General features: G+C 48.5%; 18 protein-coding genes and 1 pseudogene. 2 read left to right on the top strand and 17 right to left on the bottom strand.

Going from position 1 to position 24,057, the window contains the following annotated elements; translation table 11 throughout:
• Positions 1-11 precede the first annotated feature (11 nt).
• Positions 12-644 carry a GyrI-like domain-containing protein gene (locus VSQ62_RS13380; protein WP_334635377.1) on the top strand — a complete coding sequence of 211 codons (633 nt, stop codon included), beginning with the start codon at positions 12-14 and terminating at the stop codon, positions 642-644.
• Here the strand turns inward: VSQ62_RS13380 and VSQ62_RS13375 are convergent.
• Positions 606-1,508, bottom strand: coding sequence for a LysR family transcriptional regulator (locus VSQ62_RS13375; protein ID WP_334635376.1), 903 nt, complete (start codon positions 1,506-1,508; stop codon positions 606-608). The two genes, VSQ62_RS13380 and VSQ62_RS13375, sit on opposite strands and share 39 nt — an antisense overlap.
• A gap of 154 nt (positions 1,509-1,662) precedes the next feature.
• Between VSQ62_RS13375 and VSQ62_RS13370 the strand changes: the two genes are divergently transcribed.
• Positions 1,663-2,649 carry an ornithine cyclodeaminase family protein gene (locus VSQ62_RS13370; protein ID WP_334635375.1) on the top strand — a complete coding sequence of 329 codons (987 nt, stop codon included), beginning with the start codon at positions 1,663-1,665 and terminating at the stop codon, positions 2,647-2,649.
• 67 nt (positions 2,650-2,716) lie between these two features.
• Here the strand turns inward: VSQ62_RS13370 and VSQ62_RS13365 are convergent, their stop codons facing one another.
• The 16 genes and pseudogenes from VSQ62_RS13365 to VSQ62_RS13290 form a co-directional block, all read right to left on the bottom strand.
• On the bottom strand, positions 2,717-4,504 hold the full coding sequence (locus VSQ62_RS13365) for an aminopeptidase P family N-terminal domain-containing protein (RefSeq protein WP_334635374.1): 1,788 nt from the start codon (positions 4,502-4,504) through the stop codon (positions 2,717-2,719).
• A 42-nt stretch (positions 4,505-4,546) separates the two neighbouring features.
• Positions 4,547-6,205: a dihydroxy-acid dehydratase gene (gene ilvD, locus VSQ62_RS13360; RefSeq protein WP_334635373.1), complete on the bottom strand. Its 1,659-nt coding sequence runs from the start codon at positions 6,203-6,205 to the stop codon at positions 4,547-4,549.
• Positions 6,206-6,310: 105 nt separating this feature from the next.
• Entirely contained in the window at positions 6,311-7,675 is a 1,365-nt protein-coding gene (locus VSQ62_RS13355; RefSeq protein WP_334635372.1) for an MATE family efflux transporter, read from the bottom strand.
• 258 nt (positions 7,676-7,933) lie between these two features.
• Positions 7,934-8,926 (bottom strand): annotated as a pseudogene (locus VSQ62_RS13350) (M24 family metallopeptidase); the annotation flags it as partial.
• Between the two features lie 135 nt (positions 8,927-9,061).
• Positions 9,062-10,462: an aminopeptidase gene (locus tag VSQ62_RS13345; protein WP_334635371.1), complete on the bottom strand. Its 1,401-nt coding sequence runs from the start codon at positions 10,460-10,462 to the stop codon at positions 9,062-9,064.
• 187 nt (positions 10,463-10,649) lie between these two features.
• Positions 10,650-11,672 carry an asparaginase gene (locus VSQ62_RS13340; RefSeq protein WP_334635370.1) on the bottom strand — a complete coding sequence of 341 codons (1,023 nt, stop codon included), beginning with the start codon at positions 11,670-11,672 and terminating at the stop codon, positions 10,650-10,652.
• Positions 11,673-11,695: 23 nt separating this feature from the next.
• The gene (locus VSQ62_RS13335; protein ID WP_334635369.1) at positions 11,696-12,544 is read right to left on the bottom strand and encodes a YitT family protein; all 849 of its coding nucleotides are present in this window, start codon (positions 12,542-12,544) and stop codon (positions 11,696-11,698) included.
• Positions 12,545-12,569: 25 nt separating this feature from the next.
• Entirely contained in the window at positions 12,570-13,880 is a 1,311-nt protein-coding gene (locus tag VSQ62_RS13330) for a M18 family aminopeptidase (RefSeq protein WP_334635368.1), read from the bottom strand.
• Between the two features lie 136 nt (positions 13,881-14,016).
• Positions 14,017-14,889 (bottom strand): LysR family transcriptional regulator, encoded by an 873-nt coding sequence (locus VSQ62_RS13325; RefSeq protein ID WP_334635367.1) that lies wholly within the window; start codon positions 14,887-14,889, stop codon positions 14,017-14,019.
• Positions 14,890-15,102: 213 nt separating this feature from the next.
• Complete coding sequence (locus VSQ62_RS13320) at positions 15,103-16,416, bottom strand: MFS transporter (RefSeq protein WP_334635366.1); 1,314 nt, start codon at positions 16,414-16,416, stop codon at positions 15,103-15,105.
• An 18-nt stretch (positions 16,417-16,434) separates the two neighbouring features.
• Entirely contained in the window at positions 16,435-16,806 is a 372-nt protein-coding gene (locus tag VSQ62_RS13315; RefSeq protein ID WP_334635365.1) for a hypothetical protein, read from the bottom strand.
• 4 nt (positions 16,807-16,810) lie between these two features.
• Entirely contained in the window at positions 16,811-18,487 is a 1,677-nt protein-coding gene (locus tag VSQ62_RS13310) for a rhodanese-like domain-containing protein (protein WP_334635364.1), read from the bottom strand.
• A gap of 164 nt (positions 18,488-18,651) precedes the next feature.
• Complete coding sequence (locus tag VSQ62_RS13305) at positions 18,652-19,137, bottom strand: peptidylprolyl isomerase (protein ID WP_334635363.1); 486 nt, start codon at positions 19,135-19,137, stop codon at positions 18,652-18,654.
• Positions 19,138-19,146: 9 nt separating this feature from the next.
• Complete coding sequence (locus VSQ62_RS13300; RefSeq protein WP_334635362.1) at positions 19,147-20,367, bottom strand: peptide ABC transporter substrate-binding protein; 1,221 nt, start codon at positions 20,365-20,367, stop codon at positions 19,147-19,149.
• Positions 20,368-20,398: 31 nt separating this feature from the next.
• Positions 20,399-21,697, bottom strand: coding sequence for a group II intron reverse transcriptase/maturase (ltrA, locus tag VSQ62_RS13295; protein ID WP_004070134.1), 1,299 nt, complete (start codon positions 21,695-21,697; stop codon positions 20,399-20,401).
• Positions 21,698-22,398: 701 nt separating this feature from the next.
• A complete protein-coding gene (locus VSQ62_RS13290) occupies positions 22,399-23,949 on the bottom strand; it encodes an IS1634 family transposase (protein ID WP_334634052.1) in 1,551 nt (516 codons plus the stop codon).
• Between the last annotated feature and the right edge of the window lie 108 nt (positions 23,950-24,057).

Below are 24,057 nucleotides of genomic sequence, written 5' to 3'. Positions count from 1 at the left end.
GGAGCTCAAAGATGGCTTTTGATTACAAGAAAGAATATAAGGAATTCTATCTTCCGAAGAATAAACCGGGGATCGTCACGATCCCCCCTATGAACTTCATCGCAGTACGAGGAACCGGCGATCCAAACATAGAAGGCGGAGCATACAAGCAGTCCATTGGCCTGCTCTACGGTATCGCATTCACGATTAAGATGAGCAAACGGGGCAGCCGTCAGATTGAAGGATATTTCGATTATGTCGTCCCTCCGCTGGAAGGGCTCTGGCGGCAGTCCGGCACGGAATCCATTGACTACTCCAGGAAAGAAGATTTCCAATGGATCTCCATGATCCGTCTTCCGGAATTCGTGACAAAGAAGGATTTTGAATGGGCAGTGTCCGAAGCCGGTGCGAAGAAGAACACCGATTATTCCAAAGTAGAATTTTTTACCTATGATGAAGGCTTATGCGTACAATGCATGCATATCGGTCCTTATGACGATGAACCGGCAACGATTGCTTCCATGGATGCATTTGCCGGGGAACAGGGATATGCGTTGGACATAAACGAAACCCGCCGCCACCACGAGATCTATCTGAGCGACGCGCGCAGGTGTAAGCCGGAAAACTTAAAAACCGTGATCCGGCATCCCATTAGAATTGGATAAATTCTGTATGTTCCACTCTCTCACAAAGGCTAAGAACCTTATTACTGCCGGCGACAACTGCTTACCCGGCAGATGTGCAGCGCCTAACACACGGGAATAATGTTCGCCAAAAGACCGCACACAGACGTCAAACGGCGCGTCACTTAGGAGCAGCCGGGGCAGGATCGTAATCCCAAATCCCTGCTCTACCATTTTAAGAGCGGCAAAATCTTCCATCACCTGATACCGGATCTTCGGACGTATGCCATTCATTCTGAATATCTCCCCGGTCTCATAATCCAGGCGGTCACAGGTCAGTATAAAGTCTCTTTTGTCTACATCCGCCAACGAAACCTCTGGCTTTCTGGCCAGGGGATGTTCTTTGGGCGTTACCAGCATAAGCTCATCCTCCCCCAGCGGAATGAAGGGATGATCCGGAACTGAATAACGTGACACAAAGATACAGTCAAGCTTGTCATTCTCCAGATTATCGATCAAAGGACGAAACCCTTCGATACACAGCTCGAACGTAATCTTGGGATATACTTCCGAAAATCTCCGCAATATACCCGGAAGCCAGTGATATGAAATACTCTGGATCGATCCGATACGGATAACTCCGCTGTCAAGACTATTCAGATCATCAACAATCTGCCGGATCTTCTTCTCTTCGCTGCTGATGTTCTCCAGACAATGGACGATCTCCCGGGCATCCGGCAGAAGCTGTACGCCCTGCTTAGTGCGCCTGAACAGCGCAACTCCCAGCTCCTTTTCATAATTTTTGATCAACTGGCTGACGGCAGACTGTGTATAGTTGAACTTCACCGCAGTCTTAGATATGCTGCCTGTCCTGCACACGTCTAATATGATCTCATACTTACTCACTTCGTTTACCCCTGTATTTATCGAAGGTATAAGCAAAACTTATACGTCCGATAAAGAATTTTAAGTTTATTTATCTGTCCGTTTTATTTATTATTAACATAGACGATGAAGTGTTGTCAAGAATTACCAGTGAAAAACAAGTAGGAGGAAAACTATGTTACTTTTATCAAGACAAGATATCAAGAAGGTATTTTCCATTCTGGATGCTGTGGAAGCAGATAAGGAGGCGTTCACGCTCGTTGCAGACGGGAAATGTGACATGCCTCTTCGGACGAATATCCCGGCGCCCAAATATGACGGCTGTTTCCTGTTCATGCCTGCTTATGCAGAAGAACTTAACACAGCAGCGCTAAAGACCGTCAATATCTTCCCGCACAATATTGATAACGGACTGCCGTCATCACCGGCTCAAGTCCTGTTGATCGACGGAAAGACCGGGATCGTCACCGCAATCTTAGACGGAACCTACGTGACGCAGCTTCGTACCGGTGCATCCTCCGGCGCAGCGTTCGATGTACTTGCCAAAAAGAACTGCCGGATCGGCGCGCTGATCGGAACCGGAGGACAGGCTGCCACGCAGTTAGAGGCAATGATCGCTGTCCGCAAATTAGAAGAAGTACGTGTATATGACCTGAATTACGAACGGACTGCCATCTTTGCCAAACAAATGCAGGAAGAATTACAATCCTACGGTACCAGGATCATCCCCGTATCCTCTTCCGATGAAGCGATCGGCGACGCCGATCTTCTGATCACGGTCACGCCGTCCTCCAAACCGGTATTTGACGGAACGAAGATCAAAAAGGGCTGCACGATCAGTTGTGTGGGTGCCTATCAGCACCATATGCAGGAGATGGATCCGGCGATCCTTCCACGGGCGTCGAAGATCTATTTTGACTCCCGGGAGGCTGTTCTCTCTGAATCCGGCGATATCTTGATCCCATTAGAGAAAGGTATCATCACCGAAGATGATTTTACCGGCGATATCGGCAATGTGATCAAGGGAGAACTGACCGGCAGGGAAAATGACGACGAGATTATCGTCTATGAGACGGTGGGCGTCGGCGCACAGGATCTCGTGACCGCCAAAATCATCTATGAGAAGGCAGTCAAAGCAGGCGTCGGTACACAGTGGAATTAGGAAGTTTCATAAAGGGGCTAAAGTTGGTGTGAACCAACCGCCCCTTTTACTTTACTGCAAATACTGTCTATACTGCCCTGGTATATTTCTTAAGCCATTCTTTCTCTTCATCATTCAGATAAGGAGAGATCTTCTCATATACGGTTCTGTGATAATCATTCAGCTGAATTCTGGTTTCCTCTGGCAGCATCTCTGTCTTTACCGCATCCAGATCCATAGGGATATATGTGATCGTCTCAAAATACATGAATTGTCCGTATTCATTCTGTTCGCCTTTGCGCACAAGGATCTCATTTTCCAGGCGTATTCCGTGGGACCCTTCTATATAGATCCCCGGTTCGTCGGTAAGGACCATCCCCTCTTCCAGAACGGCCGTCTCGCCAGCGCGGTAACGCCAGCGGAAACCTGCCGGCGACTCATGGATACTCAGCAGATATCCCATACCGTGCCCGGTTCCGCATTTGAAATCAAGCCCTCTGTCCCAGAGCGGCTTTCTCGCCATCAGATCAAGATTCATTCCGGTACATCCATATAAGAACCTTGCGTTCGCCAACCCCATATGCCCCATGAGAGTCAGTGTGAAATGCTCCTTCATAATGTCCGGAATCTCCCCTAACGCATACGTTCTGGTGATATCTGTAGAGCCTTCATAGAATCCGGCGCCCGTATCGGTCAGGAACACATTGCCCTCTTTCAATTCTACATCCGTCTCCTGCGAAGAGGTATAATGCATCAGCGCACAATGCTCGCCGTAGGATGAGATCGGCTCAAAACTCGGACGGATGAAATTCCCCATCTCCATACGGAACTCATCCAGCTTCTCAGAAGCGCTCATCTCCGTGATCCTGATCTTGCCTACGTTCTCTTTCAGCCATTTCATGAATCTTACATGCGCCACACTGTCCTTGAGCTGTGCTTTGCGGATATTTTCGATCTCCACCGGATTCTTGACTGCCTTGAACAGAACCTCCGGATTGCGCTGTTCTATTTTCTTCACCCCATCCGGGATATTACTGTAAAGTGCATAATTAAGCCTTGCCGGATCTATTAACACCGACTCTTCTTCTGCGATCATCTTCACATCCTCATAGATGTCATTATACGGGTGCAGTAATATATTATCCTTTGCAAACTGCGCCTTCATCTCTTCGCTTAACTTGGCCTCATTGATATAGAGATGCATCTGGCTCATCGTGATGATCCCATAAGAGAGCACCAGCGGGAAGAATTCAATATCATTTCCCCGCATATTAAGCGTCCAGCAGATATCATCAAGCGTAGTCAGAACGTGTACCGACGCTCCGTTTTCCTTCATGTATTCCCGGATTCTGGACAGCTTGCCTGCCGCCGTCTCTCCGGCATACTTCTCTTCCAGTATCCACGCCGGTTCTGCAGAAAGAGCTGGTCTCTCTTCCCATATCTCATCGATCAGATCGCAGGCATAGATGACCCTTCCGTTCTTCTCCTTTGCGATCTCTTCATAGGCAAGACCTTCGCTCATAGCCACCGCGCGTCCGTCAAATCCGATATTGCCGCCCGCTTTCAGCGTATCGGCCAGATACTCCTTAATCGTCGGAACTCCCGGCTCACCCATCTTCATCAACTCTACCGTCGTTCCCGCGATCTGCTCGGCCGCCTGTATGAAATATCTTCCGTCTGTCCACAGTCTCGCCTCATCTGCCGTAATGACCGCCGTTCCCGCCGAACCGGAGAAATTGGTGATATATTTCCTTGCCTTAAAATACTCGCCCACATACTCCGTCTGATGGAAATCCGCAGTCGGAACAATGTAGATATCGATCTTCTTTTCCTTCATCTGCTCACGCAGAGCCTTAAGTCTTTCCTGTATACTCATATCAATGATCTCCTCTTATCCTTTCCAGTTCTTTCTATCTGCCTATGCATCCAGACTCCAGGGCTGCATCGCACCGCCTTCCTCCGCCGGGCGGCACATCCTTGCGTATATGTTAAGACACCCTTTCGTCTCTTTTAGCGGCGGGCATACCCACGCCTCTCTTCTCCTTGCGATCTCTTCTTCCGGCACCAGAAGAGAGATCTCGCCGCCGTTAATATCCATCACGATCTCATCTCCGTTCTCTACCAGGGCGATCACTCCTCCGTCATAAGCCTCCGGAGATACATGCCCCACGATCGCGCCGTAATTGAACCCTGAGAATCTGGCGTCTGAGATCAGTCCCACGCTCTTGTGCAGCCCCTTGCCGATCAGCGCGTCTATGCTGAGCATCAGCTCCTTCATGCCGGGCGCCCCCTTACATCCCTCATAGCGGATCACGATGATATCCCCGGGCACGATCTCTCCTGCCTGAATCGCCTCAAATGCAGGCCTGTCTCCATCGAACACCTTCGCCTTCCCTCTCAGATATTTCACCTCTTCATACACCGCCGTTGGCCGGACGATGGCGCCGTTCGGCGACAGGTTCCCTCTTAAGATCTTAAGTCCCGGCTCGTTAAATAACGGCTTCTCAAGGGAATGAATCACCTTGTTCTCCCTGGCCGTCACCTTCGAGAGCATCTCCTTCCAAGTAGTTCCATACATCCCCGGTACATCGGTATAAAGCCTGCTCTCCAACTGCTTCATCACATTCATTACACCGCCCGCATAGTGGAAATCAACCACCGTATAAGGGCCGCTTGGAACTACTGCATTGATACACGGGATCTGCTCTGCATATTTCTCGAAATCCGCAAGCGTCATCTTGATCCCAAGCTCATAGGCATAAGACAATAAGTGCAGCACTGCGTTGGTCGACCCGGCCACCGCCATATCGAACATAACCGCGTTCATCAGCACTTCCCTGGTGATCAGCTCAGACGGCTTCCGTCCCGCCTTCACAAGCTCCACCGCATATGCTCCTGCCTCCCTCGCCTTCCTAAGCTTCGCATTATCAGACGCAGGGATCGTTGATGTCCCCGGTAGTACCAGATTCAGTACCTCTCCCAGCATCTGCATGGTGTTGGCCGTTCCCATGGACGGGCAGGCCCCGAAAGAAGGGCATACACTGTCCTCAAGTCCGAACAATTCCTCCTCTGCCGCACCTGAGAACCGCGCCGTATCCAGATCCGCCTCCACGACCGTCTTCCCGCAGTACTGCCCGGGCTGCATGGAACCGCCCGTCACCACCATGGACGGAATATCAAGCCGCATGGCCGCCAGATAACAGCCGGCGATAATATTATCACAGGACGCCACCATAACAAGTCCGTCGAAATTATGTACCCTCGTGACGAATTCAACGGACATGGCAACAATATCCCTTCCCACCTGTTCGTACTTGAGTTCTTCCGCCCCGTTGGCGATATTCCCGCAGGTCGCCGGAATCCCGAATTCCACCGGGACGCCGCCTGCCGCCCAGATTCCTTCCTTTACGGCTTCTGTGATCTGGCGCAGATGCGCCGACCCCGGCGAACCGGCCATATATGAATCAGGCACGCCGATATGCGGCTTCCTCCTGATATCCTTATCCGAATATCCTGCCGCTTTCATCATCACACGTCTGTGGGCTGCTTCCGCCCCATTCCAATATTCTGTACTCATAGTTCTCCTCCTGGTAAAATTTCTCTATCTCTATAATAAATAAAAACGGCAGATAAATAAACTTAAAATTATTTATCTGCCATATAAGTTTTGCTTATAAGACTGTTATTTTGTCGGCTGTCTGGATGCCGTCACCCGGTTAAATGCTATCACGAATAGAACACCCTTGACCATCGACGACAGCGTCAATGCCCACCAGATCCCGTTTAAGGCCAGAGGCGTCGCACATAGAGCGACCGCAAGCGGTATCCTGGCTCCGGTGAACACAATACTGATCATACTGCAAAGCTTCGTCCTTCCAAGCCCGGACAGCGCGCCCACTGTCATCAGCTCCACACTCATGAAAGCTTCGCTGAGCCCAACGATCCTCATGTAGTCCACCGATATCCCGATCACATCCGCCTCGTGGAAGAAGATCCGTGAGATCGGCCCCGGAAGCAGGACGAAAGCCAACGTGATCAGTGTTCCCCATATAGCGATCGAAAAGAACGAGATCCGGTATCCCTTCCGTACCCGATCCATCTGCCCGGCTCCGTAATTCTGCGCGGCAAACGCGTTGATCGCCGCGGCGAATCCATCCGCCGTATTCCAGGAAACCGCCTCTACCTGACCGCCCACACGCTGCACTGCTACGGCCCCCGGCCCAAAGACCGCCACCATCCTTGTCAGCACCATGGAGATCATACAGTACACCGTCCCCTGTACCGCCGTTGGAAAGCCGATCCGGAAGACTCCCCTGTAGAACCTGCCTTCTGTCCGACTATGCAGTCTGATACCATGCAGCACATTATCCGTATTATGCTTCTTAACGGCGCCCAAGATCATCACGAGCATCACGATAAACTGAGCCGACACCGTTGCGAGCGCAGCCCCGGTCACCTCCAGCTTCGGAAACGGACCGATCCCAAGGATCAATACCGGATCCATGATCATATTGATGACAAGCCCGATCAGATTGGCATAAAGAGGCGTCTTAGAATCCCCCTGCGCCGTATAGATCCCCGTCAGCACGACCGTCATATAGGAAAATATCACGCAGCCGCAGGTAATCCTCATATAGTTCTCGGCATAGCGGACCGTCTCTGCATCTCCCAGATGGAACGCCGCCACCAGCTCTTCCGTAAATACCACGCTGACCAGCGCAAATAATGCTCCGAACAGCAATGTAAGATGGAGAGCTGCACGGGCATATTCTCCGGCCTCATCCTTCCTGCCGCGCCCGAAAGACTGCGCCACATTCACCTGTGCCCCCATCCGCGCAAGCGACGATAGTCCCTGGGAAAGCCACACATACATACCGCCCACACCTACTCCGGCCACTGCTTTAGAACCAAGCAGCCCAATCCACGCCATATCCGTAATACTGTAAACGGTGTTTAAAAAAGACGACGCCATGATCGGCACCGCCAGTGTAACCAGAGACTTAAGGATCGGTCCCTCCGTTAAACACACCTGTCTGTTTCTGCTCATCTCATCACTCTCTCTAAAAATATTGTCTGACCGTAAATCACACTTCCTCTATTCTAACATATGTTTTCGTTGAATTCTACTTGTATTTTCCCCATTTTAAATCCATAATGATATCCATTGAACGAAAAAAAGATTCTGGAAGTTGTTGTGTGACAGACAAACTCCTCCTGTGAGCGTTCAGGAGGAGTTTGTCTAATCTGGGGGGTAATGAACTGAAAAGAATAATTTCTTTTCAGTTCTCAAATCGAAACAGAGATCTTAACCAATCTCTCTGGTATACGTCTTAAGCCATTCCTTCTCTTCTTCATTCAGATAAGGAGAAACCTTCTCATAAACGGTCTTATGATAGGTATTCAATAACTTTTTGTCTTCCTCGGACATAATATCCGGATTCACAGCATCTAAGTCCATCGGAATGTATGTGATCGGCTCAAAATACATGAACTGTCCGTATTCATTCTGTTCGCCCTTGCACACAAGAAGCTCATTTTCAAGCCTCACTCCGTGAGAGCCTTCGATATAGATTCCCGGCTCGTCGGTCACGATCATGCCTTCCTCGAAAGCATGTGAATCATCGGCACGGTACCGCCACCGGATTCCTGCAGGACCTTCGTGTATGTTCAGAAGGTAGCCTACTCCATGCCCCGTACCATGGTTGAAATTCAGCCCTCTGTCCCAGAACGGTTTTCTTGCCAGGATATCCAGGTTCATTCCGATACAGCCTTCAAGGAATCTCGCGCTTGCAAGCTGAAGGTTGCTGATCGCAACCAGGGTAAAATGATCCTTCATCACCTGCGGGATCTCTCCTAACGCATAGGTTCTGGTAATATCCGTAGAACCTTCATAGAATCCTGCCCCCGTATCCGTAAGGAATAAGCTTCCCTCACAGAGTTCCACGTCCGTCTCAGGGGATGAGGAATAATGACACATGGCGCTATGCTCCCCGAATGATGATATCGGCTCGAAACTGGGACGGATGAAGTTCCCCATTTCTTTACGGAATTCATCGAGCTTATCTGACGCGCTCATCTCCGTGATCTTGATCTTTCCTATGTTTTCCTTCAGCCATTTCATGAACCTGACATGTGCAACACTGTCTTTGATCTCTGCTTTGCGGATATTCTCGATCTCTGCCGGATTCTTCATCGCCTTGAACAAAATCTCCGGATTCGCACGCTCCGCCTTCTTCACATTCTCTGGAATGTTGCTGTAGAGCGCATAATTCAGTTTCGCAGGATCGATCAGTACCGTCTCTTCTTTGCCAAACGTCCCAGATAATAGGACAGACGTTCAAAAATCTCTGTACATGCACATGCCCAAAATGCCTTGGGATATCCTTTTCTCTTTGCTGTTGCATCCATGTTTCTCTTTCCTCCTTTCCCCTTCTTATTCCATTTCCTTTAAGAATGCCTTATAGCCTTTGTATACTTCATAGATGTCTGACTTGCTCGTCACTTCATGCGGTGCGTGCATAGATAATACGGCTACACCGCTGTCGATCACGTTCATTCCGTAGTTGGCCATGATATATGCGATTGTTCCGCCGCCGCCAAGGTCAACCTTCCCCATCTCGGCCGTCTGGAATCCGATCTCATTGTCGTCAAATACCTTCCGAAGCTTTGCAACATACTCCGCGTTCGCGTCGCTGGTGCCGTTCTTTCCTCTGCTTCCCGTGTATTTGTTCAGCACAAGCCCTTTCCCAAAGTACGCCGTATTCTTCTTCTCGAATGCATCTGCATAGAGCGGATCGTACGCGGCGCTCACATCGGAAGACAGCATATAAGAATTATGTAAGGTACGTCTTACCTTCACCAGTTCGCCTTCGCCGGTAAGCGCACACAGCTCCGCCACCGCGTCCTCGAAGAATCTGGACTGCATACCAGTCGCTCCCATGCTGCCGATCTCCTCCTTGTCCACAAGGATACAGCAGCTTGTCCTCTTAAGGTTCTCGGCTTCTAGCATAGCAAAAAGAGAAGTAAATGCACATACTCTGTCATCCTGTCCATAGCCGATGACCATGCTTCTGTCCAGACCGCAGTCCCTTGCTTTTCCGGCCGGAACCACCTCAAGCTCTGCAGACAAGAAGTCTTCTTCTTCCATATCACAGTTTTCTTTCAGATACTCAAGGATCGCTGCCTTCACCTTCTCTTTCTCATCTTCCTGTCCTTCTTCTGACTTACCGGCCGGCCTTGTACCAACGAGAAGATCTAAGCCCTCTCCCTCGATCACCACATTGGCCTTCTTCTCGATCTGCTTCTGTGACAGATGAACCAGCAGATCTGAGATCACAAGCACCGGATCCTCTTCCTTCTCACCGATCACGATCTCCTTCACTGTCCCGTCCTTCTTCACTACGCTTCCGTGGATCGCCATAGGAAGCGTTACCCACTGATACTTCTTGATTCCGCCGTAATAGTGAGTATCCAGATATGCCATACCCGTATCCTCATACAATGGATTCTGCTTGATATCCAGTCTTGGGGAATCCACATGCGCGCCCAGGATATTCATTCCTTCCTCTAACGGCTTCTCACCGATCTGGAAGAGAACAAGCGCCTTCCCCATACAGTTGGCATAGATCTTGTCGCCGGTCTTAAGCGCAGTATTCTCGGCGATACATTCGCTGAGATCTCTGTAACCATGCTCCTTCGCCATCCGAATTCCTAAGGTCACGCACTCCCTCTCTGTCTTCGCAGCATCAAGGCACTCTTTGTACCTGTTACAGAGGGATTCTAATTCCGCGTGCTGTTCCTCCGTGTACTGCTCCCACATGTTTTTCCTTTCCATCGTTCATCCTCCTAGTTTTCTGATGTATTCGCTATATGCAATTGTACATCTGTATTCTCAGAATTTCCAACAAGAAAAACGAATGGCCTATAAGAAAAACTTATACCCTATTCAGACGCAAAAAAGGTGCAAAGTCTTGCTTATAAACCTAAGACTTTACACCTTCCAAGCGCTGTTTTACTCAACTCTATCCTTCGCTCTCCAACCGCTTCGTAAACAGTATATCATGATTCACTTCCGTATAGAATTCCTGCTTCATCTCCTCATATTCTGCCGTTCCTCTTCCCATCAGCCACATCATCTTCGTGATCACGGCCTCCAGCGTCATGTCATACGCCTCGAACAGCTTGAAATCCTGCTTCACACGCTTGCCGACCTCATAGACAGTCATATTGCTTCCCTCATTCGCAACTTGAGTCGTCATCACGACATACTTACCCTTGCCTTCCCATTTCTTCATCTCTGTGTAGAATTCCTGCACCAGCGTATTGGGAATTCCTCCTACCCCGAAGCTCTCGATCACAAGGCAGTCGTAATGCTCGAACAGATACGGCAGGATGCTGGCATGCATCCCCGGGATCAGCTTCAGCACATATACGCTGTCCTTCATATCATAGCTGAAATGCACCGGCGTATTGCACTGCGGCTCTCTGATATAGCGCACGATCATTCCCTCCTGGATCACCGCCAGATAGGGGAAGTTAATACTGGAAAATGCATCGTAGCTCTTCGCACGTTCCTTTTTCGCACGTGTACCGGCAATCACCTTCCCGTCGAACACAATATTGACGTTCTGCGATTCGTCATCCGCAGCATAGATGAAGCTGTCCAGAAGGTTCGTCCTTGCATCGGTAACATCCATCTGGATGGGCTTCTGCGCCCCTGTGATCACAATCGGTTTGGAAGAATTCCGAATCATATAAGAAAGCGCTGCCGCTGTGTATGCCAAGGTGTCTGTCCCGTGACAGATCACAAATCCGTCATACTCTTCGTAATGTTCCTCAACAGTTCCCGCAAGCAGCTTCCAGTGCTTGGGCGTCACATTGGTACTGTCCAGATTGCAGACCTGTATACTGTCCACCTCACAGACCCGACGCACCGCCGGGATATAAGACAGGATATCAGCCGGTGTAAGCCCCGGCGCCAGTCCGTATTCTGTCGGTGTGGAAGCGATCGTGCCTCCGGTTCCTATCATCAATATTTTTTTCATATGTTGTCTCCTTTTTAATAACTCTACCGTCTCCGATTCCACTCGCCGATCACCTCGTTGACCGTGCTGACCGTCACGAACGCGGCCGGATCCGCCTGATGGATATAAGCAAGCAATTTCCCATATTCGCTCTTTTCAAGAATGGTCACTACCTCCATACGCTCCGTAAGTCCCATTCCTCCGTATGCGTGATAGAGCGTCGCCCCGCGGTGAAGCTCCCTTACGATATACTCCTGGATCTCCTGATATTTCACGGACAGGATACACACCTTCTTGCGGATTCTGAACCCGTCACAATAGCGGTCTAACACAAGTCCGTAGATATACGTCCCGATCAAGCTGACCACCATAGTCTCGCGGTCATAGACGAAGATCGACGTACAAGCTATGATGAATCCCGCGATCGTAAGGCTCTCCCCGATCTTGAAGCCCAGATATTTGTTGAGCAGCTTCGCAACCACATCCAGCCCTCCTGAAGATGCATTCATGTTAAACAGTAAAGCCTGTCCCATACTGATCACAACCATAAAACACGCAAGGTCTATCACGGTATTGCCGGATAAGGAACTTACGTCAGGCGTAACGATCTCAAAAATCCAGAGATAGACCGGAAGCAGCAGAGAAGTCACTACCGTCTTCGCTCCGAATTCCTTTCCGATAAATATGTACCCGCACACCAGCAGAACAGCGTTCAGAATGAACGTCAGAGTCGATACCTTCAAAGGTATAAAATTCACAAGCACAAGCACAAGACCGGACAGACTCCCAAGCACAAGATTCGCAGGCATCATAATATAATATACTGCCGCAGATATCAGGAACATACCCGCCAGCATTGTCAAAAAAGATTTTAAATTAAACTCCTTTTTCATAGCGTACTCCTATATCAGAATAAATCTATTGCTGCGGCCGGACCGATATAGCCTCTATAGGGCTGTCAAAGAATTTCCCGACTGCTCGGACCATATAATAGCTGTCCTTCACTCCGGCAGTCTCGAAGGAGGAATGCATCGCAAGCTGCGGCAGGCCTATGTCAATGCTGTTCATAGACACCTGCGACATCGCGATATTGCCAAGCGTACTCCCGCCTGCCATATCCGAACGGTTCGCAAAAAACTGCAGAGGCACGTCCGCCTCTTCACAGATTCCTCTGAACACAGCAATGCTTACGGCGTCACTGGTATATTTCTGTCCGGCGTGTGATTTCACTACGATCCCCTCGTTGATATACACACAGTTGCCCTCGTCTGTCTTCTCCGGATGATTCGGATGCACCGCATGGGCATTATCACAGCTGAGCATGAAGCTCTTCGAAGCCGCGCGGTAGAACTCCTCTTCTCCTTTTCCGAGACAGAGATTCGTGCGGTAAAGAGTATCATGAAGAAATGTAGACGCCGCGCCCTGTTTGGTCCCTGACCCTACTTCTTCATTATCAAAGCATGCAAATACATTGACGGCGTGATCATCCGCTCCCGCGAGGAAACCAGTCAGAGAAGTATACGCACATTGAAGATCGTCTAACTGCGGACAAGAGATAAACTCCTTGTCTGCCCCCCACACCGACGGCTTCATACGGTTATAGAGGTACAGATCCATCCCGCAGACGGCGTCTTCCTCTACACCGAGTTCTTCTGCAATCAGCCGCTTAAAGTCGCCCTTCCTGCATCCGCTCCCGCCGAACAAAGGAAGCATATCAACCTGATTGTTATAAGAATAGCCCTTGTTGACTTCCCGGTTCATATGGATCGCCATATTCGGGATCAACAGAAGGTCTCTGTCCGCATTCACAAGCTTCGCGGCATACTCCTTCCCTTCTCTTACTACGACACGGCCGGCAACCGACAACGGACGGTCAAACCATGTCGCGCACAGCATCCCTCCGTAGCCTTCCGTATTCAGCTTCATATACTTATCCCTCACCTGGATCTCGGCATTCTCCTTGATCTTAAAGGTAGGGGAATCACTGTGGGAAGCCGCGATCTTAAAACAATAATCTTCAAGCTGTTCTCCCACGTTCATTGCAATGATACTGGAATCATTGCGGGTCACATAGTATCTTCCCCCCGGCTTGATCTCCCACTTCTCTCCTTCGTCCAATTTCTGATAACCATTCTCATAAAGAATAGCTCCAAGATTCGCCGCCGCGTGAAATGCCGTTGGACTCTTCCCTATAAATGATGTGAGCCCGGATACAATCTCCTCATACATCCCAATTTACCTCATACTTTTCAAATATTTTCCAACCGTACAGTTGCAATGTTCTCACGTTATACTGAGCGGTTTTATCTGACGCTCAGTATAACACTAAACTTTCGATCCTTCAAGCCCTCTCAGGTAACTTCTCTCACAGCTCTTCTGCAATCTGCCTAAGCCTCGCCAGTACGCCGCACAGCTTCTTTTTCTCTCTGTTTCTTCTATAATATACCTTCATCTGCTGCGAACATCTCCAGTTTGAAATCGGATACACATTTCCCGAATATTTAGAGAAATAATAACTGTCCACGAACGCATAACCATCATTAAACTCTACCTTGATCTTCATAGTCTCTGCATTGTCCACATGACAGATCTTCCCGCACGAATTGCGGAACTTGTCGCTGATATCTTCCACAATGCTGCATGGATACATGACCGTTCCATACCTGGTATATCCCTTCAAATCCTCAAAGCTGACCATTCCGGCTGTTTGAAGCGTTGTCTTCTCGCCCACATAGACTCCGATCGGATGCTCGCTCAGTGCAAATTCCCCAAGATCTTCTGTTCTATGCTCCTCGTCCACTCCATATCCAATATAGATATCAAGGGCATGCTCCGCCAACATCTGATTCCCGACAGCGCCGTCAATCCTGCTGAACTGAAAATCCTCCTCAGAATAATATGTATCGATCAATTCCTGCATCTTACCCCATACCAACTTATTGATGGTAATATCAATCCCTATCCGGATAACATCTTTCCTCTGGATCTGCTCAATCTCTTTCTCCATCTGCTTATAGATCTTAAGCATCTCCCTCGCCTTGTCATACACAACCTTTCCAAGCTCCGTGACCTCCAGAGACCCGGACTCTCTGCTGATCAGCTTCCCGCCTACTTCTTTCTCAAGCTTCGCGATCTGCTGACTGATTGCCGTCTGCGTTACATAATTCTTCTTCCCGGCTTTCGTGAAGCTCTTCATATCTACCACATCAACAAAATATTTGTATTTCCAAAGACTCATCTCTCCATCTTCTTTCATAGATTGTAGACAATCAACCAGTATATTGCCAAATATATTAAACCACATTTTACCTTAAAAAACAATGGATATACCCCTCTGCCATCTACAGAAATACTTATAACAGTTATAACAAATTATTATATCTTTCATTTATCAGCAAAAAAGAAGATACCACAGGACTTTAGCATCCCATGATATCTTCTCTCATATTATTTATACATACTGTTTCAAATCTTCCATAGCTTTCTCGTCGAACTTGGACTTATCAATCTTCGCATGCTTCAGATATGCCCTCCACACCAGGATCAGCACAAGCCCTGCCGCGATCACTGCCGTCAGGAAATAGAAGAAATATCTGAATCCCGGTACTCCCGGATTATTATCGATAATATTTCCTGCAAGGATCGACACGAATGTCTCCGGGATTGCTCCCGCCGTACAGATCAGCCCTGCGGCAGTACCGGAATATTCAACCGGTACTGCTCCCTCGCTCATCATCGTCCACGCCATCGCATAATTCATATGGAAGAAGACCAGAATCGTAACGAATAATACCGCCACGATAATAACGCTGGACTCCTTTGCCGGTGTCAAAAGCATCAGAATCTGTCCTCCAAGCATCACTACGAATGCCAGCATCATCAGGCGCGCCGTACCGAACTTATCTGCCATATAACCGCCTGCAATATTACCGCCGATGGAACCGAATTTCCTGGCCACACCGAGCATCGCGCCGAATGCAACCGTCGCTCCCAGTATATCCGTCACATACGGAATATAATAATAGATCGACAGACAGAATACATGATTACAGAAAGATACCAGGCAAATGATCCACACAGCCGGGTTCTTGATCACCTTCGCAAGTCCCTTGAAGGATACCCGGTCTGCGCTCAGCCGCATCTTCTCATCCTTTACCGCAAACAGGGCAAACAGGCCCATCGCAATATTTACAAAGGAATAGAATAAGATCACGTACTTCATCGCCAGGACCTCGTTTGTCATACTGGAGGCTCCCCAGTTGAAGAGCGCGACGGCAACCAGCGCCACCAGCGCACCGCCGATACTCTGCGTTCCCTCAAAGAATCCATAGGCTTTCCCCTGGCTCTCTTCATCCGACATCACACGCACAGCCTTGACGCAGGCGGGCCAGAATGCAAATGTGGTTGACACGCCCCACAGAGCATAGACGCACAACAGCCCCTTGAAACTCAGCGGCAGAAGATGCAGCAAGCCTCCTATCCCTGTTCCGAACAGGGAGATCACGATAATCTTCCTGACAGACATGCCGTCCGCGACTACTCCGCCAAACAGGTAGGACACGATCCCAAATACTCCGATCACCGTTCCGAATACCCCCATCTGTGTATTCGTGAGATTATATGTGGTGATATAGGCGTCATAATAATCGAATCGGAAGAACGGAAGCGCGAAGATGACCGAACCGCTGAACGCCAGTATCACGATCGCCCCGAAATTCTCTCTAAGCCTGCCCTTGATTCCAAGCATCTTTAATAAACTATTCATCCTTACCGTCTCCCTCAATCACTCATTTACAGACATAATATGGAATGTCTCGCCTTTGTCATAAGTTCTGGAATAGATTGTAAAGTCCCCATAGTAGAACTTGCCGGCATAGACGCCGCGCTCGCATCCATTGCCGTCCATCTCGAATCTGTCCCACTCTCCGACGTTCTCTTTAACCTCGTCCCTTGAGACGGTCTTATCGATCAGCGTTTCCGCCGCTTCTTTCCCGCCGCCCTCTGATGTCTGACCGCTCTTTTCCGTATCCTCGGATGCATCCGCCTTGGCCTGGGTATTCGTCTCGGAATTCGTGATCGTTACGGCGATCACGCCAAAGATTCCGACAAGCAGAAGCATAGATACCACAAGGATTACTAATTTCTTTTTTTCCATATGTCTACTCTTCCTCTGTGGCATCGTCAAGGATGTTCACGCCATCTCTCATATCGTTGCCGTCCTTATCCACAACGGTATCCAGATACTTGTCGTAGTGAACCTTATCGCCGTTATGGTCGATAAACTCGTTGCCTTCATTGGACCATGGAATCCAGCCATTGCCCCATTCCTTCACGTTGTTAAGATCAACAGACTGGCACCAGTAAGAGATCTTTGCAGCGCCCCAGCTGTCTCCGCAGAAGAACGCGATCGTCTTCGTGGTATCAAGGTCACTGCTCTCAAGATAGGCCTTAAGCTCTGCCTGAGTCCTTGGCGTCTCATCCACATTATTGAAGAATTCTCCTTCTTCCTCATTCCCCTGCTCACACCATACAGAGCCTTCAATCATTCCTGCCAGATCATGATAACCATATCCGGAATACTCGCCCTTCCATTCGTCTTCGCCGCGATTATCCGCAACCTGTCCTTCCTTCTCACCCTTCAGGATCGCCTTAATATCGTCCATCCAGAGGATCTCATCCGGATTGGCGATAGTATCGGAACCAAAGCTCTTGACTGACTCCGGAATCACCAGGGTATCCGCATCCGTATCCAGTTCATACCCGTTGTAGGTCCATGCCGTCAGCGCTCCGCTCATGGCATATACTTTCACTCCCAGTGATCTGAGCATGAACGCAAGACGTCCCTGCGGGGATGTAGATGTTCCTGTCAGGATAACTGTAGAATCCTTCGTGATCCCGTACTGTGTACACACGCTGTCGCGGAACTCTTCCAGCGAGATCAGACGCCACTCCTTCGCGTAATCAGATCTCTTCTCCGGTACATACACACGCGGTCTCTCATAGGAATCCGTATTGATATGAACTGCACCCGGAACATGGCCCGGTGAGAAATAAGAAGAGCTTCTCGCATTGCCCCAGCTTACGTCTACCAGCACAACCTTGCTTAAATCACCGCCGATCACCGCTTTTGCTTCCTCGCTCAGTTCCTTCTCCTTACCGGATTTTACATCGGAAATACTTTTTACGATCTCTGTTGGAAGGAATCTGTCATAATTCTTATAAGACTCCAGGTCTTTGCCTGCATCGATCAATTCATCTGCCTGAAATACCAGCACATCCTCAATCCCCTGCTCGATAAAATATCCTGCCACATCGGAAGCCTGTTCTCCCGTATAATCATAGACGATAACTTCCTTGCCTTCCGTAATGCCCTGATCCTCCATCGCTCTCTCGAGATAGGCTTCACGGGGAGCTGCCGCTGCATACTCACAGTCTAACCACCGCGCGGAGAAGAGCGCCGCATTCTTCAAGTGTCCTCCGTTTGCCGCACCTTCCAGCGCCCATCCAGAATAGCTCTCCTGCGGACGGGCGTCAACCAGTACCGTATTCTCGTCGGAATCCTTCATGAATTCCTGTACCTGTTCGGCAGTCGCAGATTCTACCTCTGCTTTCTCTGCCGGCTTCACCGTATCCTTGGACTCTTCCGTACCGTCGGACTCTTCTTCTGATTCCTTCTCTTCTTCTGCTCCTTCACCAGACTCTTCTTCGTCCCCGGACTCTTGCGCGCTCCCGGATTCGGATGCACTGTCCGCCTGCTGCGACGTGTTGCCGCAGGCGGATGCCAGTGAAGCCGCCATTGCAGCACATAATAAGGAAACTACTAATCTTTTCTTCATATGTATACCTCATTTCTTTAGATTCGAAATTAGGATATCACGCCCTTCTTTTAAGCGTCAAATTCATTATTACAATAAAAAAGTTCTCTTATTGATATTTCCAATAAACCGCAGCCAAAAACACCGCAGACCCTCCTCAGATCTGCGGTGTTCCCTTATATGCCCTATTCTTCAATTACAATCCGTGTGATTACCGGCATCTCTACAGGCTTGTTCCAGGTCTCGGCCCCGTAGGTCGGAAGCTTCGCAATAGCATCCAGTACCTCGAACCCGGCGCTCATCTCCCCGAAAGCCGCATACCGGCCGTCCAGCTTATGAGCATCCTTATGAACGACAAAAAACTGCGTTCCCGCCGTATCAGGATCGTCGTCCCTCGCCATGGACAGCGCGCCTCTCTTGTGCTGGATCGGATTGGGAATTCCGTTCTCCTCAAATTCCCCTTTGATATGCCATTCACTGTCCGTCATGATATCATTATCCGGGGAGCCTGACTGGATCACATAATCCTCCACGATCCGGCACCACGCAAGTCCGTCATAGAACCCGCTTTTAGCCGTATCCACAAAATTCTTGACCGTGATCGGCGCAAGGTCCGGGAACAGGTCAAAGACCATATCCCCGAAGCCTTCCGTCGTAATAACGCACCTCAATGTCCTCTCCTACTTTTCAAGAACCTTCGCGTTCTTGAAGTAGATGTTAGAGGATGACGTCATATATACGCCCTCTACATAATCCTTAAGCAGGATGTTGTTGGACTTATAGTACAGGGCAAGTACCGGATAGTCTGCTGATACCAGCTCGTCAGCCTGTTTTACCAGTTCGCCGAACTTCGCCGGATCCTTCTCTACCTTCGCCTGGTCTACGATCGCATCGTAATCCGGGTTGCTGTAGAAGCTGTTGTTCGTCACATCATCTGTGTAAAGCAGAGGAAGGAAGCTCATCGGATTCACATAGTCCGCGCTCCATCCCATAGCTGCTACTTCATAGTTGCCGTTCTGTACATCATCATAGAATACAGCCCAGTCAGCGGAGCTAACTTCTACCTTGATTCCAAGGTTCTGCTCCCACATCTCCTTGATCGCCTCTGCGATCTTCTTCACATTGTCATCAGAATAGAAAGATAACTGTACGGTCGGGAATCCCTCTCCGTCTGGGTATCCGGCGTCCGCAAGCGCTTTCTTAGCGCCCTCCACGTCTGCTGTAGAGGACAGGCCGAAGTCAGGACGTCCCTCTGTCAGATCCTTGCCGTCTACCACATAACCAGGTGCATAGAAGCTGTATGCCGGCTTTCCGTCAACCTGATCCACATTATTGATCAGGGCCTCACGGTCGATCGCCAGATTCAGCGCCTTTCTTACCAACGGATCATCATACGGCTCTACAGAGCAGTTGATATCATAATATACAGTACCGTAGCTTGGAGCTGTGTATACGCCCGCGTTATCTGCCTTCAGCCGTGCGATATCGCTGGACGGGATCGTTCTTACACCGTCAACCTCGCCGTTCTCATAAGCTGTCAGTGCGGTTGCAACATCCAGGATGTAACGGTAGGTAAGCTTCTCCAGCGTTACATTCTCTGCATCCCAGTAGTTTTCATTCTTCTCAAGGGTGAAGCTCTCTTTCTCCTTCATCTCCGTTACCTTGAACGGACCGTTGCCGATATATGATTCAGCAGATGTTGTCCACTTATCTCCGTTCGCCTCAATCGTTGCCTCCTGTACAGGGAAATATACCCACATACTTACCAGGTCAACAAAGAACGGGCAGGACTCCTTCAGCGTGAATTCCAACGTCTGATCATCCACTGCCTTGATTGGTAAGTAGGTAAGTCCCTTACGGGGCTTACCCCTCTCAGAACCGGACGTGCAGCTTTCCCGCATCCGGCTCCCTGCAAAGCTAATACATCTACAACTATCCGTATATACTTACATAGATACGTGGTCGGACGAGTGGGAATTGTCTCATCAATTCCTTATATCCTTCCTTTGTATAGCTTCTTCTCTGGCTTCTTCTATTCAGCCAGTAGAATAACCTGAACCATACTACATTATAGAATGAGTTCAGGCTTCTTGAATTGTCAGTAATTCCGTAGTAATGATAGTAACCAGTTAAGATTTCATTCAGCTTCTTTACTATCTGGTTTATACGTAGAAATCTCATATCTCTTATCGTAGCATTTATTTCCTTGCTTTTCTTTGCTAGTTTTTTCTTACTGGTCTTCCTCTTCACTCTGAACTTTCCCGTTCTTCCATGCGAACAGTAATGCGTGAATCCGAGGAATGTAAAGGTCTCCGGTTTCCCGTCTCCACGTTCTTTCCGGTTCCTTTCTGCAAATCGGCCGAATTCTATCAGCCTCGTCTTTTTCTCCTCCATTTCCAGTCCAAAGTGCATCATTCTGCGCTTTAAATATTCATAGAACATCTCTGCGTCTGTTTTGTATTGAAAGCAGACTACAAAATCATCCGCATATACCACCAGCCCTGCGTACCCTTTCATGATCGGCTGCATTTTCTCCTTGAACCACCACACCAGTACATAATGCATATATATGTTTGCGATTACTGGTGAGCAGACCGAACCCTGTCCGGCTCCTTCCTCTGTCTCTTCATATCTGTAATCTTCCATGATTCCGGCTTTTAACATCCGGCGTACCAGCCTGATGATATTTGGGTCTTTTATTCTTGATTCTATGAACTTTATTATCCATTCATGGTCCAAGTGGTCGAAAAATCCTTTTACATCCGCATCCAGTACCCAGTTTGTCTTTTCTTTTTCCAGCATTCCGTTCAGCTTTCTTAATGCCTTATGACAACTTCTCCCTGGTCGGAATCCCATCATTTCATCATAGAAATGCGGTTCGAACACTGCTTCCAGTACTCGTCTCAATGCTTCCTGCACCAGTTTGTCTTCATAGCAATAGATACTGAGCGGCCGTGTCTTTCCGTTTTCTTTCGGTATCTCCACTCTTTTTGCTGGCTTGGGCTTGTACGCTTTCTTCTTAAGCTTTTCCTCTAATTCTTCCAGATTTTCCTCCAGCCTTGCCCCGTATTCCTCTTTGGTTATCCCATCGGTTCCTACTGCTTTCTTTCCATCCATTTCCTTGTGGCACTCTTTTAATAATTCCTTATTTATCAAATGCCCTATGGACGTAAATACCATGTCTGGATGTTCGCCTGATAGTTGTGATATTCTCGCCAATTTCGTTTCCATAGCTCCTCCTGTCTCTGCGTACAGTCTATGTTTCCTCTTTGATATGACTTTGCATGGCTAGCCTGCGAGGACAGGCATTTCTCGACTTCCACTGTATGTTTTACCGTGTACTATTCGGCCATCCGACTTCTGCTGGCCATTTGCGGTTCTCCCTTCGACAGTTGTTCCGCATACCTGATGTACGCAACTCATCTGGAACCAGACAGACCTCCTCCAGTTGACTTGAAATCCTTGATTGCATGACCAACCTCAAAACTCCGGGGAAGCAACTGTATTCTCGCTCTTAGTGACTACAGTTGTGTTGCTTTCAGTGTATAGGAGCACCTCTGCCTTCCCACTTTCATTTTCATATCGAAGCTATGTGCAGTTATGCCCTGCAATCTCGCTGTCTACGCTTAGCAGACAGCATCTCTGCTGTCCACCCAAGACTCGCTTGGTGCGGTATAGCTTGTACCTTACACCGTAGGACTTTCACCCACCGAATTCCAAGCCCTTAGCTGGGCGCACCCTATAAATAGAAAAGTGTAAAGCCCCTACAACCGGATAAAGACTTTACACCTTTTTGACTAATCGTTTTTTTCACTTGGCTCCGTAACTTCTAAAAGAATACAATCAAATTCATTTTCAAGCTCGTCTCTTTTGTCCTGGGGAACCATCTTTAACAGTTTCCTCCTAAAATCCCGTTCAAATTATACACATGTTTAAGGTGTCAGCCCATATAACTCATATATGTCTTTTTGAAATGGCGTAAGTTCCGTTGTGTATTTTTTTCGTGTTCCATTTATACTGACACTACGGACAGTTTTCATTTCACTTATTACTTTTTGAAGATCATGATTTTTATACCATCCGGCTTCATTCATCACCTGCTTTAGACGAGTTGTGATCAGAAGTGCAATAAACTGTATGAAGATTCTGCCTTCCATAGCTGCCGCTGAATGGATACGCAAACGTTTCATATCAAGATCATTTTTGAGATCATCGAAACATTTCTCAACAGCATCCTTGCTCCGGTACACCTCAAGAGCTTTTGTCGTATCCTTAATGTGATTACTTACAAGCACGAACCAGCCGATATGGTTCCTTTTATGCTTGCTAATGGCTTCCTCATTGTAATCCACCCTGATGCCTCTTATAGGAGTTTTATGGATCAAGAAGAACTTATCATAATAAGAGGCATGCTCCTTTACATGCCTGCCGGCCATAAGTTCTTCATAACAGCAGTGCAGGGTATGGTCAAAATTCCGTTCGTCTGACGCCGCCTTGAAAATATCGTGGTAGATGTGGATATAGAACCGATGCCCTTTCCAATTGGAAGATTCCGTGACCGCATACAGTCCATCCCCAAAGACTGTACAGTAATTATGATGGGAACGGATGCTGTCTCTGTGGTGTTCCACTGCCTTGCAGGCAAAACCGACAGTAAAAGGTACTCCAATCAGGAACTTTTTATGGCTGGCATACATTGCGTCAAGGTTCGGTTCACTATAAAAGCCTTTGTCCATGACAAAATGGCATGTTGGGCTCTCCAGAACGGATATATTAGCTATGCTGTCTTCCAGAGCGTTCACATCTTTAATGCTGCCGGGAATGATCCTGTAATACAGCGGCATATGGGAAGTGACACCAGTGAGCATAAGGAGGTTGATCTGTGGCAGTTTTTCCCCGTCACGGTTGTATCCCCAGCGGACAAAGTCGATCAGTTCGCTATAGGAAGATACACTGGTGATATCCATTGCATAGACATCCTTCTGGCTGTTTACATCAATCCACCTGCTGAAAAAGTCCTGTTGCAGTGTGGGCGTAATCCTTACAAGGAGTTCGCTCACCCGCTGGCTTGCAAGCAGGGAACGGCACGGTGATGGATACATCCGCTGCCACTGGTCAACGTGGCGCAATGCCCCGCCTTCGCTGACAAGGTAATACGCACATGTCAGTATGCATCTCCAGTCATCCGGAAAGACTGTACTGAGCGGTTCCATCAGCCCTATGTCTGAAACAGCTTTATCCAAAAGGGACTGTATGCCGGTATTTTTCACAACACAGCGGCCAGCAGGTTCTTCCGTTTGAGCCCTTTTACGGGCAGCATCGCCTTTCCTGCGGTTGGGAACCACTTCACCTGTTACTGGATCCAGATGCCCAATGCTCTTGCGGATGTGTTTGACTTTTTTAGTTTCCTTATCATAAATTGAAGTGTTGCTGTAAACATAGGTTTTACCATTTGGATTTTTGACGTAAACAAGTGATGACATGCCGTTGCTCCTTTAAATATGTGTATAATATTTCTACTTATATTATAAAACTTATACACATATTTGTAAAGAGGGAGCGCCTAAAAACCCCGTATTTTCAATGGATTC

It is taken from the genome of Sporofaciens sp. JLR.KK001, assembly GCF_036941055.1.
GTDB lineage: Bacteria > Bacillota > Clostridia > Lachnospirales > Lachnospiraceae > Sporofaciens.
This window is presented reverse-complemented; position numbering and strand designations above follow the sequence as displayed.